Annotated in this window: 15 protein-coding genes and 1 other annotated feature; all 15 genes read left to right on the top strand. The window is 36.3% G+C overall.

Annotation, left to right across the window (positions count from 1 at the left end):
• Positions 1-18 precede the first annotated feature (18 nt).
• Positions 19-726 carry a response regulator transcription factor gene (locus KD050_RS03290; protein WP_211894837.1) on the top strand — a complete coding sequence of 236 codons (708 nt, stop codon included), beginning with the start codon at positions 19-21 and terminating at the stop codon, positions 724-726.
• Positions 726-2,258, top strand: coding sequence for a two-component system histidine kinase PnpS (pnpS, locus tag KD050_RS03285; protein WP_211894836.1), 1,533 nt, complete (start codon positions 726-728; stop codon positions 2,256-2,258). Before KD050_RS03290 ends, pnpS begins: the two co-directional genes overlap by 1 nt.
• Before the next feature lie 11 nt (positions 2,259-2,269).
• A complete protein-coding gene (locus tag KD050_RS03280; protein ID WP_211894835.1) occupies positions 2,270-3,484 on the top strand; it encodes a carboxylate--amine ligase in 1,215 nt (404 codons plus the stop codon).
• A gap of 454 nt (positions 3,485-3,938) precedes the next feature.
• Positions 3,939-4,925 carry an FtsH protease activity modulator HflK gene (gene hflK, locus KD050_RS03275; RefSeq protein WP_211894834.1) on the top strand — a complete coding sequence of 329 codons (987 nt, stop codon included), beginning with the start codon at positions 3,939-3,941 and terminating at the stop codon, positions 4,923-4,925.
• Positions 4,925-5,905 carry a protease modulator HflC gene (hflC, locus tag KD050_RS03270; protein WP_211894833.1) on the top strand — a complete coding sequence of 327 codons (981 nt, stop codon included), beginning with the start codon at positions 4,925-4,927 and terminating at the stop codon, positions 5,903-5,905. The genes hflK and hflC overlap by 1 nt, the downstream gene beginning before the upstream one ends.
• A gap of 77 nt (positions 5,906-5,982) precedes the next feature.
• Positions 5,983-8,610, top strand: coding sequence for a DNA polymerase I (gene polA, locus KD050_RS03265; protein ID WP_211894832.1), 2,628 nt, complete (start codon positions 5,983-5,985; stop codon positions 8,608-8,610).
• A 12-nt stretch (positions 8,611-8,622) separates the two neighbouring features.
• Entirely contained in the window at positions 8,623-9,495 is an 873-nt protein-coding gene (gene mutM, locus KD050_RS03260; RefSeq protein ID WP_211894831.1) for a bifunctional DNA-formamidopyrimidine glycosylase/DNA-(apurinic or apyrimidinic site) lyase, read from the top strand.
• A gap of 12 nt (positions 9,496-9,507) precedes the next feature.
• Entirely contained in the window at positions 9,508-10,104 is a 597-nt protein-coding gene (coaE, locus tag KD050_RS03255; RefSeq protein ID WP_211894830.1) for a dephospho-CoA kinase, read from the top strand.
• A gap of 616 nt (positions 10,105-10,720) precedes the next feature.
• Positions 10,721-11,725 carry a glyceraldehyde-3-phosphate dehydrogenase gene (locus KD050_RS03250; RefSeq protein WP_211894829.1) on the top strand — a complete coding sequence of 335 codons (1,005 nt, stop codon included), beginning with the start codon at positions 10,721-10,723 and terminating at the stop codon, positions 11,723-11,725.
• A gap of 199 nt (positions 11,726-11,924) precedes the next feature.
• The gene (speD, locus tag KD050_RS03245; protein WP_093060429.1) at positions 11,925-12,308 is read left to right on the top strand and encodes an adenosylmethionine decarboxylase; all 384 of its coding nucleotides are present in this window, start codon (positions 11,925-11,927) and stop codon (positions 12,306-12,308) included.
• A 118-nt stretch (positions 12,309-12,426) separates the two neighbouring features.
• Positions 12,427-12,891 carry a transcriptional regulator NrdR gene (gene nrdR, locus KD050_RS03240; RefSeq protein WP_090564205.1) on the top strand — a complete coding sequence of 155 codons (465 nt, stop codon included), beginning with the start codon at positions 12,427-12,429 and terminating at the stop codon, positions 12,889-12,891.
• Between the two features lie 51 nt (positions 12,892-12,942).
• Complete coding sequence (locus KD050_RS03235; RefSeq protein WP_235753967.1) at positions 12,943-14,295, top strand: replication initiation and membrane attachment family protein; 1,353 nt, start codon at positions 12,943-12,945, stop codon at positions 14,293-14,295.
• A gap of 9 nt (positions 14,296-14,304) precedes the next feature.
• The gene (gene dnaI, locus KD050_RS03230) at positions 14,305-15,243 is read left to right on the top strand and encodes a primosomal protein DnaI (protein ID WP_211894827.1); all 939 of its coding nucleotides are present in this window, start codon (positions 14,305-14,307) and stop codon (positions 15,241-15,243) included.
• Between the two features lie 500 nt (positions 15,244-15,743).
• On the top strand, positions 15,744-17,669 hold the full coding sequence (thrS, locus tag KD050_RS03225; RefSeq protein WP_211894826.1) for a threonine--tRNA ligase: 1,926 nt from the start codon (positions 15,744-15,746) through the stop codon (positions 17,667-17,669).
• A gap of 67 nt (positions 17,670-17,736) precedes the next feature.
• Positions 17,737-17,887 (top strand) — a sequence feature (ribosomal protein L20 leader region).
• A gap of 81 nt (positions 17,888-17,968) precedes the next feature.
• Positions 17,969-18,490, top strand: coding sequence for a translation initiation factor IF-3 (gene infC / locus KD050_RS03220; RefSeq protein WP_211896192.1), 522 nt, complete (start codon positions 17,969-17,971; stop codon positions 18,488-18,490).
• Positions 18,491-18,510: the final 20 nt, after the last annotated feature.

Raw genomic sequence — 18,510 nt, 5'->3', positions numbered from 1 at the left:
ACCTTGGAGGCAAAAAAAATGAGAAAAGTATTAGTTGTGGATGATGAAAGCTCAATTGTAACTTTATTAAAATATAATCTTGAAGAAGCTGGTTTTGAAGTCATAACAGCAAGTGATGGCTTAGAAGGTCTTAATAAAGCTTTAGATGAAAAACCAGAGGTTATCGTACTAGATTGGATGCTGCCACATATGGATGGCATGGAAGTCTGCAAAGAGCTTCGTTTAAAGAAAGTACAAATTCCTATTATAATGTTAACCGCAAAAGATGAAGAATTCGATAAAGTATTAGGTCTTGAACTAGGTGCTGATGATTATATGACGAAGCCTTTCAGTCCAAGAGAGGTAACCGCAAGGGTAAAAGCAATGATTCGTCGTTCTGGCATATCTACTGAGCATAAGAAAGAGAAAACCATAGAAGAAATGTATACTTTTGGCCCACTACAAGTATTCCCGGAACGTTTTGAAGTACTTTTAAACAATGAGGTCGTTGAGTTTACTCCAAAAGAATTTGAATTACTCGTGTATTTAATTGAAAACAAAAATCGAGTGTTAACACGTGATCAGCTATTAAGTGCAGTATGGAACTATGATTTTGCAGGCGATACTCGTATTGTGGATGTTCATATTAGTCATTTACGTGACAAAATTGAAGAAAATAGTAGAAAGCCTAATTTCATCAAAACAATTAGAGGACTAGGATACAAGTTTGAGGAGCCTAAGAGCTAATGAAATCATTTCATTCCAAACTTTTTAGAACTTATTCAATTATGATAGGGTTAATATTAGCTTGTCTAGGAATTATACTTGGACAGCTTTTTCCTATTTTTGCTAAAAGCTCTTCAGAAAAAGTCATAAACACAAAAATAGATGAAGTATCAAATTATATAGAATCCACAGGACTCGCAGTTGATGAACAGAGGCATATTAAGGAAATGTTGGATTCTACATTCTCTCAAACTGAATTGATAAATGCCCATTCCTTATGGTTGTTTTTAATCATCATTCTTAGTATTACTTTTCTTGTTGCACTGTTTTTAGGGACTAATATTTTCAAAAAGTTTGCCCAGCCGATAGAGCATTTGACAGAAACAGCCATGGAATTAGCAAGAGGAAATTATCGAATTCGTGCCTTTGAAGAAGAATTTTCAGGGATGTCGAAGCTAAGTAACTCTATTAATATACTCGCACGAAATTTACATGATATATCCGTCATGAGAGAAACTGAAAAAGAACGTTTAAAAACGTTGATCGAGAATATGGGTAGTGCCCTTATTATGATTGATCGAAACGGGTATATTACTATTGTGAATCGTTCGTTTCTTAAGCAGCTTGATATTTCGTTTAATGACGTTGATGGAAAGCTATTTAATAAAATTGGTCTTCCAAAAAAGATTGAGGCGTTCATTGACCAGTTATTTTTGACAGAGGCTTCTAATAGGGAACAAATATCGATAAAGAAAAACATACATACTTATTATATGGATGCTTACGGGGCGCCTGTTATCGGTGAGCACGGAAAATGGCTTGGTATAGTGGTAGTAATGCATGAAATTACGGAGCTTGTGAAACTGGAGCAAGTCAGAAAAGATTTTGTAGCAAATGTTTCTCACGAATTGAAGACACCTGTTACTAGTATTAAAGGATTTTCAGAAACATTATTGTATGGCGCATATAAAAATGAAGAAACATTGCTTTCTTTCCTTGAGATTATACACAAAGAAAGTAATAGACTTCAAATGCTTATCAATGACTTATTAGACCTTTCAAAAGTGGAGCAGGTAGGATATGAAGTGAATTTACAAAAGGTCAATTTATTGGATGTTGTAGAACGAAGTAAAGAGATGACTAGTCATATTCTAGAGGAAAAGAATATGCGTCTCGAGATAATATATAGCGAACCAGTCTATGTATTAGGTGATTTAAATCGCTTAATCCAAATAACGATGAATTTATTGATGAATGCACTGACCTACTCCCCTGAGGATAAAACGGTTACTATATCCATTGATCATAACGAAAAATGTGGAATATTCCGTATTCAAGATGAAGGGATAGGCATAGCGAAAGAAGAAATTAACCGGGTATTCGAGCGTTTTTACCGAGTGGATAGAGCAAGAAGTAGAAACTCAGGAGGAACCGGTCTTGGTTTAGCAATTGTAAAACATCTCGTGGAAGCACATCACGGATTACTAGAAGTAGAAAGTGAAGTAGGAAAAGGTACTGTCTTTACTGTATCAATTCCACTTGTTAAAAGTTAACGGAGGTCATTATGAATAAACAACCATTTATCCCCATTATAATTGGGACAGATATGAATGCTTATAATATGGCAATTTCTTTTCATGAGGAATACAATATTAAACCGATATTAGTAGGTAAAGAAGAAATGTCTTTTACAAAATGGAGCAGCGTAATCGAACATATAGAGATTCAACCAAATTTGTGGGATAAATCTTCCTTTGTTCAAGTTCTTTCCAAAGTAGCAGAAAAATATAAAACAAACGACAAACAATTGCTATTAATAGGGACAAATGATTTTTATGTACGATTAATAATTGAAAATGCGGATGCCTTAAAGAAAATGTATGTTTTTAACTATATGTCGGAAGAATTAATGAACAATCTTCTCGTCAAAACAAATTTCTATAAGCTTTGTGAAGAGCACGGGATCGATGCTCCGAAAACATATTATTATTCATGTGCAAAAAAAGCTGCATTTACAGAAGATGTGCTCTTCCCATTAATCATAAAACCGAGCAATGGTGTTATGTATTACAAAAATAAGTTTCCTGGTCAGCAAAAAGTTTACCGTGTAGAGACAAAGGCTGAACTAGATGATGTCTTAAACAAAGTGAATGCTAGTGGTTATACGGAAGACTTAATCATTCAGGATTATATTCCTGGAGACGACACGTATATGTGGGATTCAGTTTTTTATATGAGTTCTAAAGGTAAAGCCCAACTAAGTACACTTGCACAGGTGGTTCTTCAGGAGCACACAGTTACGGCTATTGGTAACTACACTGCACTCATTACTCGATATAATGAGGAACTGATGGAAAAGCTACAACACTTTTTAGAAGCAATAGGTTATGTTGGTTTTGCAAACTTTGACTTAAAATTAGATGAGCGTGATGGGAAATTTAAAGTATTTGAGGTAAATATTAGACAAGGTCGATCTAGTTATTATACAACTGCGCTTGGACATAATATGGCCCGTTATTTTGTAGATGATGTTATTTATCAAAAGGAAAAAGCTCTTACTTTGTTGAATGAACATTATTTATTTACCGTAGTGCCTAAAATCGTATTAAAGAAATTTGTTGAAAATGAAGAGATTCAACAAGAAGTGAATTTGCTTTTGAAGTCCGGTAAATGGGGAAATCCACTCTTTTATAAAAAGGACAAGCATTTTACTCGTAAACTATTTTTGATCGCTCGCCAGTTCAACTATTATAAAAAATATAAAAACAATAATTGGTAAGGAAATATTTACAAATCATTCACAATGCATTAACAATTATTTGATACATTTAAATAGACCCCTTTTCCAAAACGATTTACCTAAGAAAAGCTAGCATTTTGCTAGCTTTTTTTATTTTCATTGAATTAATTTCATAAAAGCATATTCAACAGCGAATTTCCGAGCAGCGTTGATTTCATACACCAGGGTGACGCTTTCCGCAGGAACGGCTCCAATCAACTAGATCGACTTTTAAGAAAAAGAATAATAATTGGGAAATCACGTAAAAATCCGTGTTATTAGTTGTAACAAGTATTATGAACTCATAAAAATATCCTATTCCAACTTAACCTCTTAAAAGCTAACAGAGCATTTTATTTATAGAAAATGCTTATGGAACAACTAACTCTATTATTTTGAAACCAATTACCAAGTTAAACCGTAAAAGGAAGTATACATAAAAGGAGGAAATTATATGAGTGCTAAAAGGTTACTAACTATTATCGCCATGAGTGTAATTGGCATTATATTAATATCTGCAGTTTTTACTTCATGGTATACAGTAGATGAATCGGAACAAGCAATCGTCATTACGTTTGGTGAAGCAAGTGAACCAGTAGTTGATTCGGGGTTGAAGTTTAAAATGCCTTGGCCAATTCAAAAAGTAGAAAAACTATCAAAAGAAACATTTAGTCTGAAGTTCGGTTACAGTCAAACCGCAGACGGAGATATCAAATCATTTGATAAGGATACTAAAATGATTACAGGGGACGACAATATTGTATTAACGGATCTAGTCGTTCAATGGAAAATTACAGATCCTAAATCATATTTATTTAATGCTGAAAATCCACAAGAACTACTTCATGATGCAACCTCTGCTTCTATTCGCTCTGTTATTGGGAACTCCAAAATAGATGATGCCTTAACATCAGGAAAAGCACAGATTGAGAGTGACACGAATGATCTATTACGCTCGTTAATAGAAAAGTATGATATTGGAGTTACTGTATTAACCGTGAAACTACAAGATGTGGAACTTCCAAATGCAGAAGTCAGATCTGCATTTACTGCAGTAACAGACGCGGAAGAAACTAAGAATACAAAAGTGAATCAAGCAGAAAAATACAAAAACCAAAAGTTAAGTGAAGCAATTGGTGAAAAGGATGCCATTATTTTAAATGCGACAGGTCATAAAACTGCAAGGATTGAACAGGCAAAAGGTGACGTAGCGTTGTTTGATAAACTTTATGCAGAATATCAAAACAATAAAGAAATCACTAAACAACGATTAGTAATGGAAACATTAGAAGCTGTTTTACCAAATACTAAAATGTATATTATGAATGATGAAGGTGGAACGATGAAGTATTTACCGCTTCAATCTTTAGATACGTCAAAACAAACAGCACCACCTGTAACGGAAACAGAAGCTAAAACAGAAGAAGGGAGCGCTAAATAATGGCGGACAACAAAAATCCATTCTCAAGTTTAGAAGCTAAATTTAAAACGGTTGAAAACAAACCAAGTAAAGCACCTAAGGAAAAAAAGCCTATGGACTATAAAAAATATACAAAGCCATTCATCGCAATCTTTTTAGTTTTTGTCCTTTTCATTATCGCATTAGCGAATATATATGTAGTCAAAGAAGGAGAGTTTAAAGTAATTCGCCAATTCGGTGAAATTAAAGGTATTAAAGATACTCCTGGCCTTCATATGAAAATACCATTTTTACAAAGTGTAACAACAATCCCTAAATACCAGATGAACTATAAATTATCAGAGGCGGAGATCAATACAAAAGATAAACGTCGAATCATTATAGATAATTATGCTGTTTGGAGAGTAGTGAATCCAAAAGAAATGATTTCAAGCGCAGGTACATTGGTTGGAGCTGGCTCTCGTATGGAGGAATTTATTTATTCGGTCGTTCGTTCAGAGCTAGGTCAATTAGAATATAGTGAGATTATTAACGATGAAAATTCCTCAAGAGGAAGCTTAAATGATCAAATAACTAGCCACGTAAATGAATTATTGAAAAAAGATAATTACGGAATTGAAGTAATAGATGTTCGTATTAAGCGTACAGATCTGCCTCAGGAAAATGAGCAATCTGTTTATAATGAAATGATTTCTGAAAGACAAAGTATTGCACAAAAATTCCTGTCCACTGGGGATGCAGATAAACGTCGGATAGAAGCGGACACGGATCGTGAAGTTCGGGAAATGCTAGCTACAGCTAATAAAGATGCAGCGATGATTAAAGCGGACGGAGAAGCAGAGGCAGCACAAATTTATAACGATAGTTTCTCGAAGGATCCTGAGTTCTATTCCTTATACCGAACATTAGAATCTTATAAGAAAACAATTGGGGAAGATACGATGATTATTATCCCATCTGATTCTCCATATGCGAAAATTTTATCTGGTTACTTAGAATAGTATTTGAATCGTCATTCCCCTTACTGTCATGGTAAGATATAGGGAATGACGTTTTTATTATGAAGGAGTGAATGTATATGTCATCCGAAAAAATTCTATTATTAGATGGCAACAGTTTGGCTTATCGAGCTTTTTTTGCCCTGCCCTTATTAACTAACGAACATGGCATACATACAAATGCAGTGTATGGCTTTACAATGATGCTTCAAAAAATTATGGAAGAAGAAAATCCAACCCATATGTTAGTGGCATTTGATGCTGGAAAAACAACTTTCCGTCATTCTACATTTGGCGAATATAAAGGTGGAAGACAAAAAACACCTCCTGAGCTTTCAGAACAATTTCCTTATATACGTAAGTTGATCGATGCTTATGGCATTAAGCGATACGAACTGGAAATGTATGAGGCGGACGATATTATTGGCACATTGAGTAAACAAGCGGATGTAAAGGGTCAAGAGGTTGTGGTAGTTTCTGGAGATAAAGATTTAACGCAGCTTGCGACAGATAAGACTACTGTATATATTACGCGAAAAGGCATCACTGATATTGAAAAATACACACCTGAACATGTGCAAGAAAAGTATGGTTTAACTCCTCTACAGATTATTGATATGAAAGGCTTAATGGGTGATGCTTCAGATAATATTCCTGGAGTGCCTGGTGTAGGAGAAAAGACAGCTATTAAGCTTTTAAAGGAACATGGTTCAGTAGAGGATCTGTACAAAGCACTTGATAAAGTGAGTGGTGCCAAGTTAAAGGAAAAACTTGTTGCCAATGAAGAACAGGCAATTATGAGTAAGGCATTAGCTACAATTGAAACAAATGCGCCAATAGAGGTTTCTATTGAGGATATTTTATATAATGGTCCGAATATGGAAGATGTAATTGAAGTTTGGAAGGAACTATCCTTTAAAACACTTCTGGAGAAATCAGAATATGTTTCAGAAGAGCCAGAAACGACAGAGGTAGAATTCCAGATTATAGACCAAATTGACTCCACAATTTTAGACGATGTAATGGCCGTACATTTAGAAATGTATAATGAGCAATATCATACAAGTGAACTGTTAGGCATTGCTTTGTCGAATGGTGAAAAATGTTATTTTGTAGCGGGTGAAGTAGCATTTCAATCCAATGAGTTTTGTTCATGGTTAGCGAATGATTCGAACAAAAAATATTTAGCAGATTCAAAGGCAACTCAAGCAGTGAGTAGAAAACATGATGTTACTATTCTTGGAGTTGAATTTGATCTACTATTAGCAGCGTATATAGTTAATCCAGCAATTTCGTCAGAGGACGTCGCAGCAATTGCGAAAGAATTTGGTTACTCTAACGTGTTGGCCAATGACAGTGTTTACGGAAAAGGCGCTAAAAAATCTGCGCCTGAAATAGAGAAAATTGCAGAACATGCCTCTAGAAAAGCAAAGGCAGTATGGGAGTTAAAAGCAAGATTAGAAGTAAAGCTAGAAGAAAATGAACAATACGCATTGTATAAAGAAATTGAATTACCTCTTGCTTCTATCCTTGGTACGATGGAATCGGACGGAGTATTGGTGGATAAAAAAATACTAGTAGAAATGGGTCATGAGCTAAATATTAAATTACAGGCGATTGAACAAGATATCTATACTCTAGCTGGGGAAACTTTTAATATTAATTCACCGAAACAATTAGGTGTAATATTATTTGAAAAAATAGGTCTTACACCTATTAAAAAAACGAAAACAGGCTATTCAACTGCAGCGGATGTTCTAGAAAAACTAGCAAGTGAACATGAAATAATCGAGCAAATTCTTCTATATCGACAATTAGGTAAGCTCAATTCAACGTATATTGAAGGATTGTTAAAAGAGATTCATGAAGATGATGGGAAAATTCATACACGTTATCAACAAGCGCTAACTTCAACTGGACGTTTGAGTTCGATAAATCCAAATCTGCAAAATATACCAGTACGTTTAGAAGAAGGTAGAAAAATACGTAAAGCCTTTGTTCCTTCTCAACCAGGTTGGGTAATGTTTGCAGCAGATTACTCTCAGATTGAATTACGTGTTCTTGCGCATATGTCTAAGGATGAAAATCTAGTAGATGCTTTTAATAATGATTTAGATATTCATACTAAAACAGCTATGGATGTCTTTCATGTGGAGCAGGAAGCTGTGACATCCGATATGCGTCGTGCCGCCAAGGCGGTAAACTTTGGTATCGTATATGGTATCAGCGATTATGGTTTATCACAAAATCTGGATATTACTAGAAAAGAAGCAGCGAAATTTATCGAGAATTATTTAAACAGCTTCCCAGGAGTAAAAGAATATATGGATGATATTGTTCATGAGGCAAAACAAACAGGCTACGTTACAACAATCCTAAATAGAAGAAGATATTTACCGGAAATAACAAGTTCTAACTTTAATTTACGCAGCTTTGCAGAACGTACAGCGATGAATACACCAATTCAAGGAAGCGCAGCAGATATTATCAAAAAAGCAATGATTGATATGGCAGCAAGATTGAAAACAGAAAATATGCAAACGAAAATGCTACTGCAAGTACATGATGAACTGATCTTCGAGGCACCTCCAGAGGAAATTCCATTACTTGAAAAAATAGTTCCGGAGGTAATGGAAAATGCTATTAAGCTGGTTGTACCTTTAAAAGTCGATTATGCCTTCGGGTCATCTTGGTATGACACGAAGTAGGGGGTTTTATAATTGCCTGAATTACCTGAAGTAGAAGGAGTACTGCGCTCTCTTCAACCAATTGTTACTGGAATGACCATTAAATCCGTAGACGTTTCTAAAACGATATATACTTCAAAGGCAAATGGTAAAGAAGCTATCATTAAAGGTCTAGATGTGGAACAGTTTCGTTTAGCTTTGCCTGGTGTGAAGATTGACCACTTAGAGAGGCGTTCTAAATATATTTATTTTCATCTTTTGAAAAATGGGTTTGCCCATATGCTTGTATCTCATTTAGGTATGTCAGGTGCTTGGTTTTATGTGAAAAATTTGCATGAGATTACAGAAGATAAGTTTAAAAGACACGCGCATGTTACCTTCCATTTTGAGGAGGGAGGCATGCTAGTCTATGCCGATATCCGACGATTTGGCGAATTACGATTATTAGAAAAGGAAGCGGATTATCCTCCTTTATTGCTAATGGCACCGGAGCCATTTGACCAATATGCATTAGATCATTTTTTGCATATGAGTGCATTGCCTAAATACGAAAATAAAGCGATAAAAGAATTTATCATGGATGGTCATATCGTATCTGGCTGTGGCAATATATATGCAACTGAAGTGTTATTTCGTATGAAAATACATCCAGCTCGAAAGGTAAAACGAATTAGTAGAGAACGAAAAATTCAATTGTTCCAAGAAATAGTAATTATTCTGCTTGATAGTATTGAAAATGGGGGTAGTACGATTTCCGATTATCGGTCTATCAACGGTGAATCAGGAAATATGCAAAATAGGCTTCAAATGTATGGCAAAAAGGAATGTTTAATCTGTGGTTCGAAAACGAAACAGAAGACAATCGGTGGTCGTACATCTACTTACTGCCCAGCATGTCAGAAATAAGGGAGCAAACAGATGATTATCGGATTAACGGGAAGCATCGCTAGTGGGAAAAGCACCGTTGCGAATATGTTAAAGGAAATGGGCTGTCCCATTATAGATGCAGATCTTGTCGCGCGTTTAGTAGTTGAAAAAGGAACTGCGACTCTTGAAACAATTAAAGAAACTTTTGGTACAGAGGTTATCCATGAGGATGGAGCCTTAAATAGGGAAGGCCTAGGAGAAATCATTTTTTCGAATCCTTCTAAACGTAAGCAATTAAATGATATTATGCATCCTGCTATCCGAGCAGAGATGTTAGCCCAAAAAGAGCAGCTTGTGCAGCAGGGACATCCAGTCATAATTATGGATATACCACTGCTTTTTGAAAGTAGGTTGCAATCCTTTGTGGATAAAATCCTTGTAGTGACAGTAACGGAACAGACGCAACTAGAAAGATTGATGTCTCGAAATGATTTTACTCAGGAGGAAGCTAAATTACGTATTCAATCCCAATTACCTTTGTCAGTAAAAGAAGAAGGTGCGGATGCGGTTATTTATAACAATGGGACCATAGAAGAAACTAAACAGCAATTGATAAAAATATTAGATATTTGGGGAAAATCAAACTAAAAATTAACTAAGTATTATTTTGTTCAATATTTGAAAGTATAGAATATGGTTTGTCCTGACTCGAGTGTCTCGGTATCTTGAGTAATTAATCTATACCGCTAATTTCTATCTCAAGTTGACTCTTCCTGACTATTATCGTTTATGAACTCGACTTAAATTTTCAACAGAGAATTAGTAAATATTTACCCAATAGAGAAGGAGAGAGGCGCCCGAAATTGTATCTTCGGGCGCCTCTTCTATGTGTGGGAAAGAATTTCTTCCCTTCTTCCTATAAATATTTTAAACCTGTTACCAATAGTTGTAGGAAGGCGATGGACAGGAAACGCCATGAGATTACCGAGAAAAGAGAGGATGATTGTGATGTCAGTCACGATCATCCTCTTTAAAAAAAACGGTAATAAAATAGCTGCAACAGTCTGTCCAAAGCCAACTGAAACGATAGAAACAGGTTTTGACCTAAAAGGGCTCTTGTGCCTTTCTCGACTAGCGTGAAGTTGTTTGAAAATATCGACTTTAGTATTATGTATATTTAGGGCTACACAATATCGAAAATGTGTTATACTAATTCAAGGTTATAAAACAATAAGTATCACATAGTTACAGGAGGACTTTTCACATGACAGTTTCAATAGCGATTAATGGTTTTGGACGTATCGGACGTATGGTTTTTCGTCAAGCAATAGCACAAGAGGACTTAAATGTGGTAGCGATCAATGCGAGATACCCATTAGAGACATTGGCACATCTTATTAAATATGATTCTACACACGGTACTTTCACTGGAGATATTACACTAGAAGAAAACGCACTAATCGTTAATGGTCAGCGTGTTCAAATTGTGGATGATAGAGATCCGGCAAAATTGCCTTGGGAAGAGTTAAATGTGGATATTGTAATTGAATCTACTGGTAAATTTAATGATGGTGAAAAAGCTAAAGCACATATCGAAGCTGGTGCAAAAAAGGTGATAATCACCGCTCCTGCAAAAAATGAAGATGCAACAATTGTTATGGGAGTAAACGATGATAAATTAGATTCATCAATTCATCATATTATTTCAAATGCTAGCTGTACTACAAATTGCTTAGCGCCTGTAGTTAAAGTATTGAACGACACGTTTGGTATTGAAAATGGGTTAATGACAACTGTTCATGCATATACAAACGATCAAAATAATTTAGATAATCCACATAAAGATTTACGTCGTGCGCGTGCCTGCGGTCAATCGATCATTCCAACCTCAACAGGAGCAGCAAAAGCACTTTCACTTGTACTGCCGGAGCTTCAAGGTAAAATTCATGGTATGGCATTGCGTGTACCGACTCCGAATGTCTCTTTAGTAGATTTAGTTGTGGACTTACAAAAAAATGTTACAGTCGAAGAAGTAAATGAAGCTTTTGTTAAAGCATCTGAAGGTTCAATGAAAGGCATTTTAGGTATTACAATGGAACCGTTAGTGTCAATAGACTTTAACACTACGACACTATCTACTACAGTAGATGGTTTAACAACCATGGTTATTGGGGACCGTAAAGTGAAAGTTCTTGCCTGGTACGATAATGAGTGGGGTTACTCTGCTAGAGTGGTTGACCTTACTAAAAAAGTAGCTTCATCTCTATAATTATCCAATCCTCTTTCTAGCAATTAGAAAGAGGATTTATTATCTCTTGCATTATTTAATAAAACAACATATAATGAGAATCGTGTTACTTTACTTGTACACCGACTACTTAAAGGGTTAGGACCTCTTTGGACTAACTTTCCCCCGTGGTAGTCAACTTTGAGGTTAAAAATAAACTTATCAAAGGGGGAAACGGACATTGGAAACAATGGGACGTCACATTATTGCAGAACTATGGGAGTGCGATTTCGACAAACTTAACGATATGCAATTTATCGAGCAAACATTTGTTGATGCTGCACTAAAATCTGGTGCAGAGGTCAGAGAAGTTGCATTCCACAAATTTGCACCACAAGGTGTAAGTGGAGTTGTTATTATTTCCGAATCGCATTTAACGATTCACAGCTTTCCAGAGCACGGTTATGCGAGCATTGATGTGTATACATGTGGTGATTTAGATCCATCAATCGCAGCTAACTATATTGCAGATGCTCTTAATGCTGGAACACGCGAAACGTTGGAAATGCCACGTGGTATGGGACCGGTCAAAAAGCCTGCATCACGAATGACAGTTCAAGCGTAATAAATTTATACCTGACTGAGTGAGCAGAGGAAGAGATTCCTCTGCTTTTTCGATTTTAATGAAGAATATTGTTATAATAGATACATAAAACTACCGTGAAGAATTAGGAGAGATCTATATGAGATGCCCAACTTGTCAATATAATGGCACAAAAGTTGTCGATTCTCGTCCTGTGGATGACAATAAGGCAATCAGAAGAAGGAGAGAATGCGAAGATTGTGGATTTCGTTTTACTACATTTGAAAAAGTAGAAGAGACACCACTAATCGTTGTAAAAAAAGATGGTTCTCGAGAAGAGTTTAGCCGTGAGAAAGTGCTGCGTGGGCTAATTCGTGCTTGTGAAAAGAGACCTGTTGCGTTAGAACAACTAGAAAATATTGTTTTCTCCATTGAAAAAGAATTACGAAGAATGGGTAATGCAGAAGTGAAGTCAGAGGACGTCGGAGAGATCGTTATGGACAAGCTAGCTGAAGTAGATGAAGTAGCTTACGTCCGCTTTGCTTCCGTTTACCGCCAATTTAAAGATATAAATGTATTTATCGATGAATTAAAGGAAATTTTAAAGAAAAATCCTTCATTATAAATAGAAGCATTTTAATATTTATCAAATCTAAAGGAGTAGATACAATTGTCGATGTTATATAAAGAGCTACAGCCAGCAGATTTGTATATGATTCGCTTACCATATTCTTTATCAGATTATGATCGGCAATTGTTAACTTTGTTTTATCAGCCGTTAGTTGGAGCAGAAAGCATAAGTTTATATTTAACACTTTGGGCAGATGGGGAACAAAATAACAGTGAGCGCTGGTCGCATTATCAACTGATGAATGTCCTCGGGATGCCAATAGGTAAAATTTTTCATGCCCGTCTTGCGCTAGAGGCGATCGGTCTTCTACGTACATGGAAAAAAACAATGGAAGACGGGAGTGTTTTCCATTATGAGCTTGCAGCACCTTTAGATGCTGAATCATTTTTAAAGGATCCATTACTATCCATGTTTTTGCTCAATAAAGTAGGAGAAAATGCTTTTAAACAATTACGTAATCGTTTTATCCAAAGTTCCAATTGGAATGAGGGTTTCACAGACGTCTCTAGAACTTTTGTTGATGTATTTAAACCGTCTACTAAAATGAATACTGTATCTTTCGATGAAAATTTCGAATCGAAGGAAAGAAAATCTTCTGTCCCTTTTTATTATGACGAATTTGATTTTTCGTTACTTCAAGAGGGTCTTTCCGAGCAATTAGTACCTAAATCAGCGATGACAATAGAAGCAAGAGAAGTAATTGCCAAACTTGCTTTTTTATATAAATTAAGTCCGGTGGAAATGCAAAAAGTAGTTATTCTTGCGTTAGATGATGAACTACATTTATCAGAAGCGAGATTAAAAAAAGCGTGCGCGGATTATTATAAGCTGACTGTTTCTAAAGTTGCGCCTGTAATTGAAAAAATTGAAAAGAAAGTCGAACCTATGGAACCTACCGGGCCTTTAACAAAGGAAGGTGAGTTAATCCATTATTTAGAAACAACGCCACCCGTATCGGTATTGAAGGATATCGCGAACGGAAAAGAGCCGATTCTCGCAGATGTTCAGTTAGCTAACCATTTTGTAACACACTTTAAAATGCCAATCGGAGTCGTCAATGTTTTGTTACAATATGTATTACTACGTACAGACATGAAACTCACAAAAAACTATGCTGAGAAAATCGCTTCCCATTGGATGCGGAAGGATGTCAAAACAGCCAAAGAAGCAATGGAGCTTGCTAGAAACGAACATGAACAATATGTAAAATGGAAAAACGAAGGATCTCCACAAAAAACATATACGAAAAAGCCGACACGCGAGGAAAAAGTGCCTGATTGGTTTTATAAGAAAGATGGAGAAACGAAGAAATCATCAGGTAAGACTACAAATGGTATTCAAAATATAGATGAAGAACGTCAAAAACTATTAGCAGAGCTAGGTACTTTGAAAAGGTAGGTGAAAAGAGTGGAACGTATTAATGAAACCTTAAAAAGAGTAGTATCACCTGAATTTGCTACACGACTAAACGATATGAAAAAAGAAGTTTTGGAAAACCCTAGAGTTCAGAAGTTCTTAGAGGAAAACTCCGCAGATATTAATAAAGAGATAGTAGATCGAAGTTCGAGTAAACTATATGAATTTATCTCTCAATCTCATGATTGTGGATCTTGCCCAACGTTAGATGAATGTAAGAATTACATGAAAGGGTATGAGCCTAAGCTGGTCCTTGATCGAAACTTAATAGATATAGAGTATGTTCGTTGTAATCGAGGCGTTATAGAGGATGAGCGTAAGAAAGTTATTTCTATGATTGACAGTATTCATATGCCTAAAGAGGTTATGGAAGCTACTCTTGCTGGGGTAGACTTAGAGGATGGTAGTAGGGTTGTTGCGGTCCGTGCAGCTAAAGACTTTCTTAATGAATGGGAGCGTACAAATGAACTTCCAACTAAAGGCTTATATATCTACGGTAAGTTTGGTGTAGGAAAATCTTATTTACTTGGTGCTCTTGCAAATGAGTTAGCTGCTAGACATATTCATTCGGTAGTTGTATATGTACCCGAATTTTTAAGAGAAATGAAACAAGCAATCCAAGATCATTCACTTGCTGAGAAGATTGAGTTTGTGAAACGTGCTCCGGTTTTAATGTTAGATGACATAGGAGCAGAGATTATGTCTAGTTGGACCCGAGATGAAATCTTAGGGACAATTTTGCATTATAGAATGTCCGAACAACTACCAACTTTTATGTCTTCTAATTTCAACTATGATGAGTTACAGCATCATTTGTCTTTCACGCAGCGTGGGGAAAAGGAAGTAGTAAAAGCTGGTCGAATCATGGAACGAATTCGAGCACTTACGACACCAATCTCGCTTCAGGGTAAAAACTGGAGAGAAAGTTGAAGGATAAGAGCGAGAAAGCATGAAAAAATTGTATTTAATCTTGCAATTGATTTTTCCGTGGCGTATAATCATTTTCATAAGAATAAGTAAATGCAAGGAAGAGGACAACAATCAGTTTGTACGACTTTGAAGAGAGAGAAGCCTTGGCTGTAAGCTTCTTAAGTATCGGCAATCGATTTACCACCTCTGAGCAGTAATTGTGAATTTAAATAGCAATTACCGGTCACCGGCCCGTTAGCCGATGCAGAGCTTCGTCTATTTCATTTATGATTACTTCAAGTAATGGATAGACAGAAGAAGGGTGGAACCACGACTTGAACCTCGTCCCTTTTTAGGGATGGGGTTTTTTTGTGCTTTAGGAAATTGTTAAATCCTGGATTTGTGAATAACTTTCTACAAATGATTCACCTTCCAGACTCCAGCGCCTGTCCCCTTTGGGGCAATTATAGGCGCTTGCGCTTTTGTTCGTGTTTTCACTTATTATAAAAGGAGTGTTGAAAATGGCAGAAATTATTAAATTGAAATTTCCAGATGGAGCAGTAAAGGAATTCCCTGTATCGATAACTACAGAAGAAATTGCTCAATCGATCAGTCCTGGATTACGTAAAAAAGCACTTGCTGGAAAACTGAGTGGAGTATTAATCGACCTTAAAACACCAATTATGGAGGATGGAGATATCGCAATCATTACTCCGGAATCTGATGAAGCACTAGAAATTTTACGCCATAGCTCGGCACATTTACTTGCACAAGCAGTTAAACGTCTTTTCAAAGATGTTAAATTAGGTATTGGGCCAGTTATCGAAAATGGTTTTTACTATGATATTGATTCACCGGTACCAATTACTGCTGAAGACTTACCATTAATCGAAAAAGAAATGAAAAAAATTATCAATGAAAATATTGAAATTATTCGTCATGATGTTTCTCGTCAAGTTGCATTTGATAAATTTAAAGAGGATGAGTACAAAGTAGAGCTTCTTGAAGCAATTCCAGAAGGTGAACAAGTTTCGATTTATGAGCAAGGTGATTTCTTTGACCTTTGTCGTGGTGTACATGTTCCATCTACAGGCAAACTTAAGGAGTTCAAACTATTAAGTATTGCTGGTGCATACTGGCGTGGAAATAGTGATAACAAGATGCTTCAACGTATTTACGGTACTGCATTCTTTAAAAAAGAAGAGCTTACACATCATTTGAATATGCTTGAAGAAGCGAAAGAACGCGATCACCGTAAGATTGGGAAAGAGCTAGATTTATTTACAACTTCTCAAAAAGTAGGTCAAGGCTTACCACTTTGGTTACCAAACGGGGCGACAATCCGTCGTGTTATTGAGCGTTATATTGTAGATAAAGAGCTTAAACTTGGCTATAAACACGTATATACACCAGTGTTAGGTTCGAAAGAGCTTTACGAAACATCTGGTCACTGGGATCATTATCAAGATTCTATGTTCCCTCCGATGGAAATGGACAACGAAACATTAGTGTTACGTCCAATGAACTGCCCGCATCATATGATGGTTTTCAAAAATGGTATGCATTCTTACAGAAACCTTCCGCTACGTATTGCTGAGTTAGGTACTATGCACCGTTATGAAATGTCAGGTGCAGTATCAGGATTACAACGTGTACGCGGAATGACATTGAATGATGCGCATTTATTTGTACGTCCAGACCAAATCAAATCCGAATTCCAAAAAGTTGTTGAATTAATCATTTCGGTTTATCAAGACTTTAACTTAGAAGACTACTCTTTCCGTCTTTCTTATCGTGATCCTCAAAACAAAGAAAAATATTTTGATAACGATGAAATGTGGGAAAAAGCACAAAGTATGTTAAAAGAAGCGATGGACGAGCTTGGTTTAGATTACTTCGAAGCGGAAGATGAAGCAGCATTCTACGGACCAAAATTAGATGTTCAAGTGAAAACAGCAATTGGTAAGGAAGAAACTTTATCGACTGTTCAACTAGACTTCTTATTACCAGAACGCTTTGACCTAAATTATGTTGGTGAGGATGGCAAGCAGCATCGTCCAGTTGTTATCCACCGTGGTGTAGTTTCTACAATGGAGCGCTTTGTAGCATTCTTAATCGAAGAGTATAAAGGTGCATTCCCAACTTGGTTAGCACCAGTCCAAGTTGAAATCATTCCAGTTTCAAATGAAGTACATTTTGAATTTGCAAAACAAATTGAAGAGCAATTAGTAGCAGCTAATTTCCGAGTTGAAATGGATGATCGTGAAGAGAAGCTGGGCTATAAGATTCGTGAAGCGCAAATGCAAAAAATTCCGTACATGCTTGTACTGGGTGATAAAGAGCTAGAAGCAGGAAATGTAAACGTTCGTAAATACGGAGAACAAAAATCAGAAAGCATTCCTTTTGCAGAGTTCTTAGAACGATTGAAAGAAGAAGTAGCACATTAATATATTTGGGTGTTGACATGAGTATATCAACATGCTATAGTTAATAAGGTTATTGAATACAAGTTTGCGGTATAAGAAGAGGCTGCCCGCTTCTCACCTGTTTGACACCTACAAGTGTTGTTGACTGGTAAGCACAAGATCGACTGTAACATGTAGTTATTACATGTACTCATATCGGCGGGCAGACATATATCATATGTCTGCCCGCTTTTTTTATGGATCTAAAACGGCGTAACTTATTCGTTTCTACGGAATTTATGCCCAAACCATGTATTCGCGACACTATTTGGAGGTGGATCATTATTAGCAAAGACATGTATGTAAACGATGGCATTCGAGCTCGCGAACTACGAGTTATTGATCAGAATGGTGATCAATTAGGATTAAAAACACGTAACGAAGCACTTGAAATAGCAGGTCGTGTAAATTTGGATCTTGTCCTTGTGGCTCCTCAAGCCAAGCCACCAGTCGCTCGTATCATGGACTATGGTAAATTCAAATTTGAGCAGCAAAAGAAAGATCGTGAAGTTCGTAAAAATCAAAAAATCATCGTGATGAAAGAGGTTCGTTTGAGCCCGACAATCGATGAGCATGATTTCCAAACGAAATTGAAAAACGCGATCAAGTTCCTTGAAAAAGGAGATAAAGTGAAAGCATCTATTCGATTTAAAGGCCGTGCCATTACTCATAAAGAGATAGGACAACGAGTTTTAGATAGATTTGCAGAAGCTTGTACGGAAGTATCCACAATCGAGTCAAAACCGAAAATGGATGGCCGTAGCATGTTCTTAGTGCTTGCACCAAAGAACGAAAAACAGTAATAGAGTACAATTGTTTAGGA

The sequence above is a fragment of the Psychrobacillus sp. INOP01 genome, from assembly GCF_018140925.1.
In the GTDB taxonomy this organism is placed as follows: domain Bacteria; phylum Bacillota; class Bacilli; order Bacillales_A; family Planococcaceae; genus Psychrobacillus.
Note: the sequence above shows the minus strand (reverse complement) of the source record. Positions and strands in the feature narration are given on the sequence as shown.

What these genes read in the sequence shown, in the direction of transcription:
- KD050_RS03250 (WP_211894829.1), top strand. Translation starts at nt 10,721, where the DNA reads ATGACAGTTTCAATAGCGATTAATGGTTTTGGACGTATCGGACGTATG.
- KD050_RS03290 (WP_211894837.1), top strand. Translation starts at nt 19, where the DNA reads ATGAGAAAAGTATTAGTTGTGGATGATGAAAGCTCAATTGTAACTTTA.
- pnpS (WP_211894836.1), top strand. Translation starts at nt 726, where the DNA reads ATGAAATCATTTCATTCCAAACTTTTTAGAACTTATTCAATTATGATA.
- thrS (WP_211894826.1), top strand. Translation starts at nt 15,744, where the DNA reads ATGGCAGAAATTATTAAATTGAAATTTCCAGATGGAGCAGTAAAGGAA.
- polA (WP_211894832.1), top strand. Translation starts at nt 5,983, where the DNA reads ATGTCATCCGAAAAAATTCTATTATTAGATGGCAACAGTTTGGCTTAT.
- nrdR (WP_090564205.1), top strand. Translation starts at nt 12,427, where the DNA reads ATGAGATGCCCAACTTGTCAATATAATGGCACAAAAGTTGTCGATTCT.
- hflC (WP_211894833.1), top strand. Translation starts at nt 4,925, where the DNA reads ATGGCGGACAACAAAAATCCATTCTCAAGTTTAGAAGCTAAATTTAAA.
- KD050_RS03280 (WP_211894835.1), top strand. Translation starts at nt 2,270, where the DNA reads ATGAATAAACAACCATTTATCCCCATTATAATTGGGACAGATATGAAT.
- hflK (WP_211894834.1), top strand. Translation starts at nt 3,939, where the DNA reads ATGAGTGCTAAAAGGTTACTAACTATTATCGCCATGAGTGTAATTGGC.
- KD050_RS03235 (WP_235753967.1), top strand. Translation starts at nt 12,943, where the DNA reads ATGTTATATAAAGAGCTACAGCCAGCAGATTTGTATATGATTCGCTTA.
- coaE (WP_211894830.1), top strand. Translation starts at nt 9,508, where the DNA reads ATGATTATCGGATTAACGGGAAGCATCGCTAGTGGGAAAAGCACCGTT.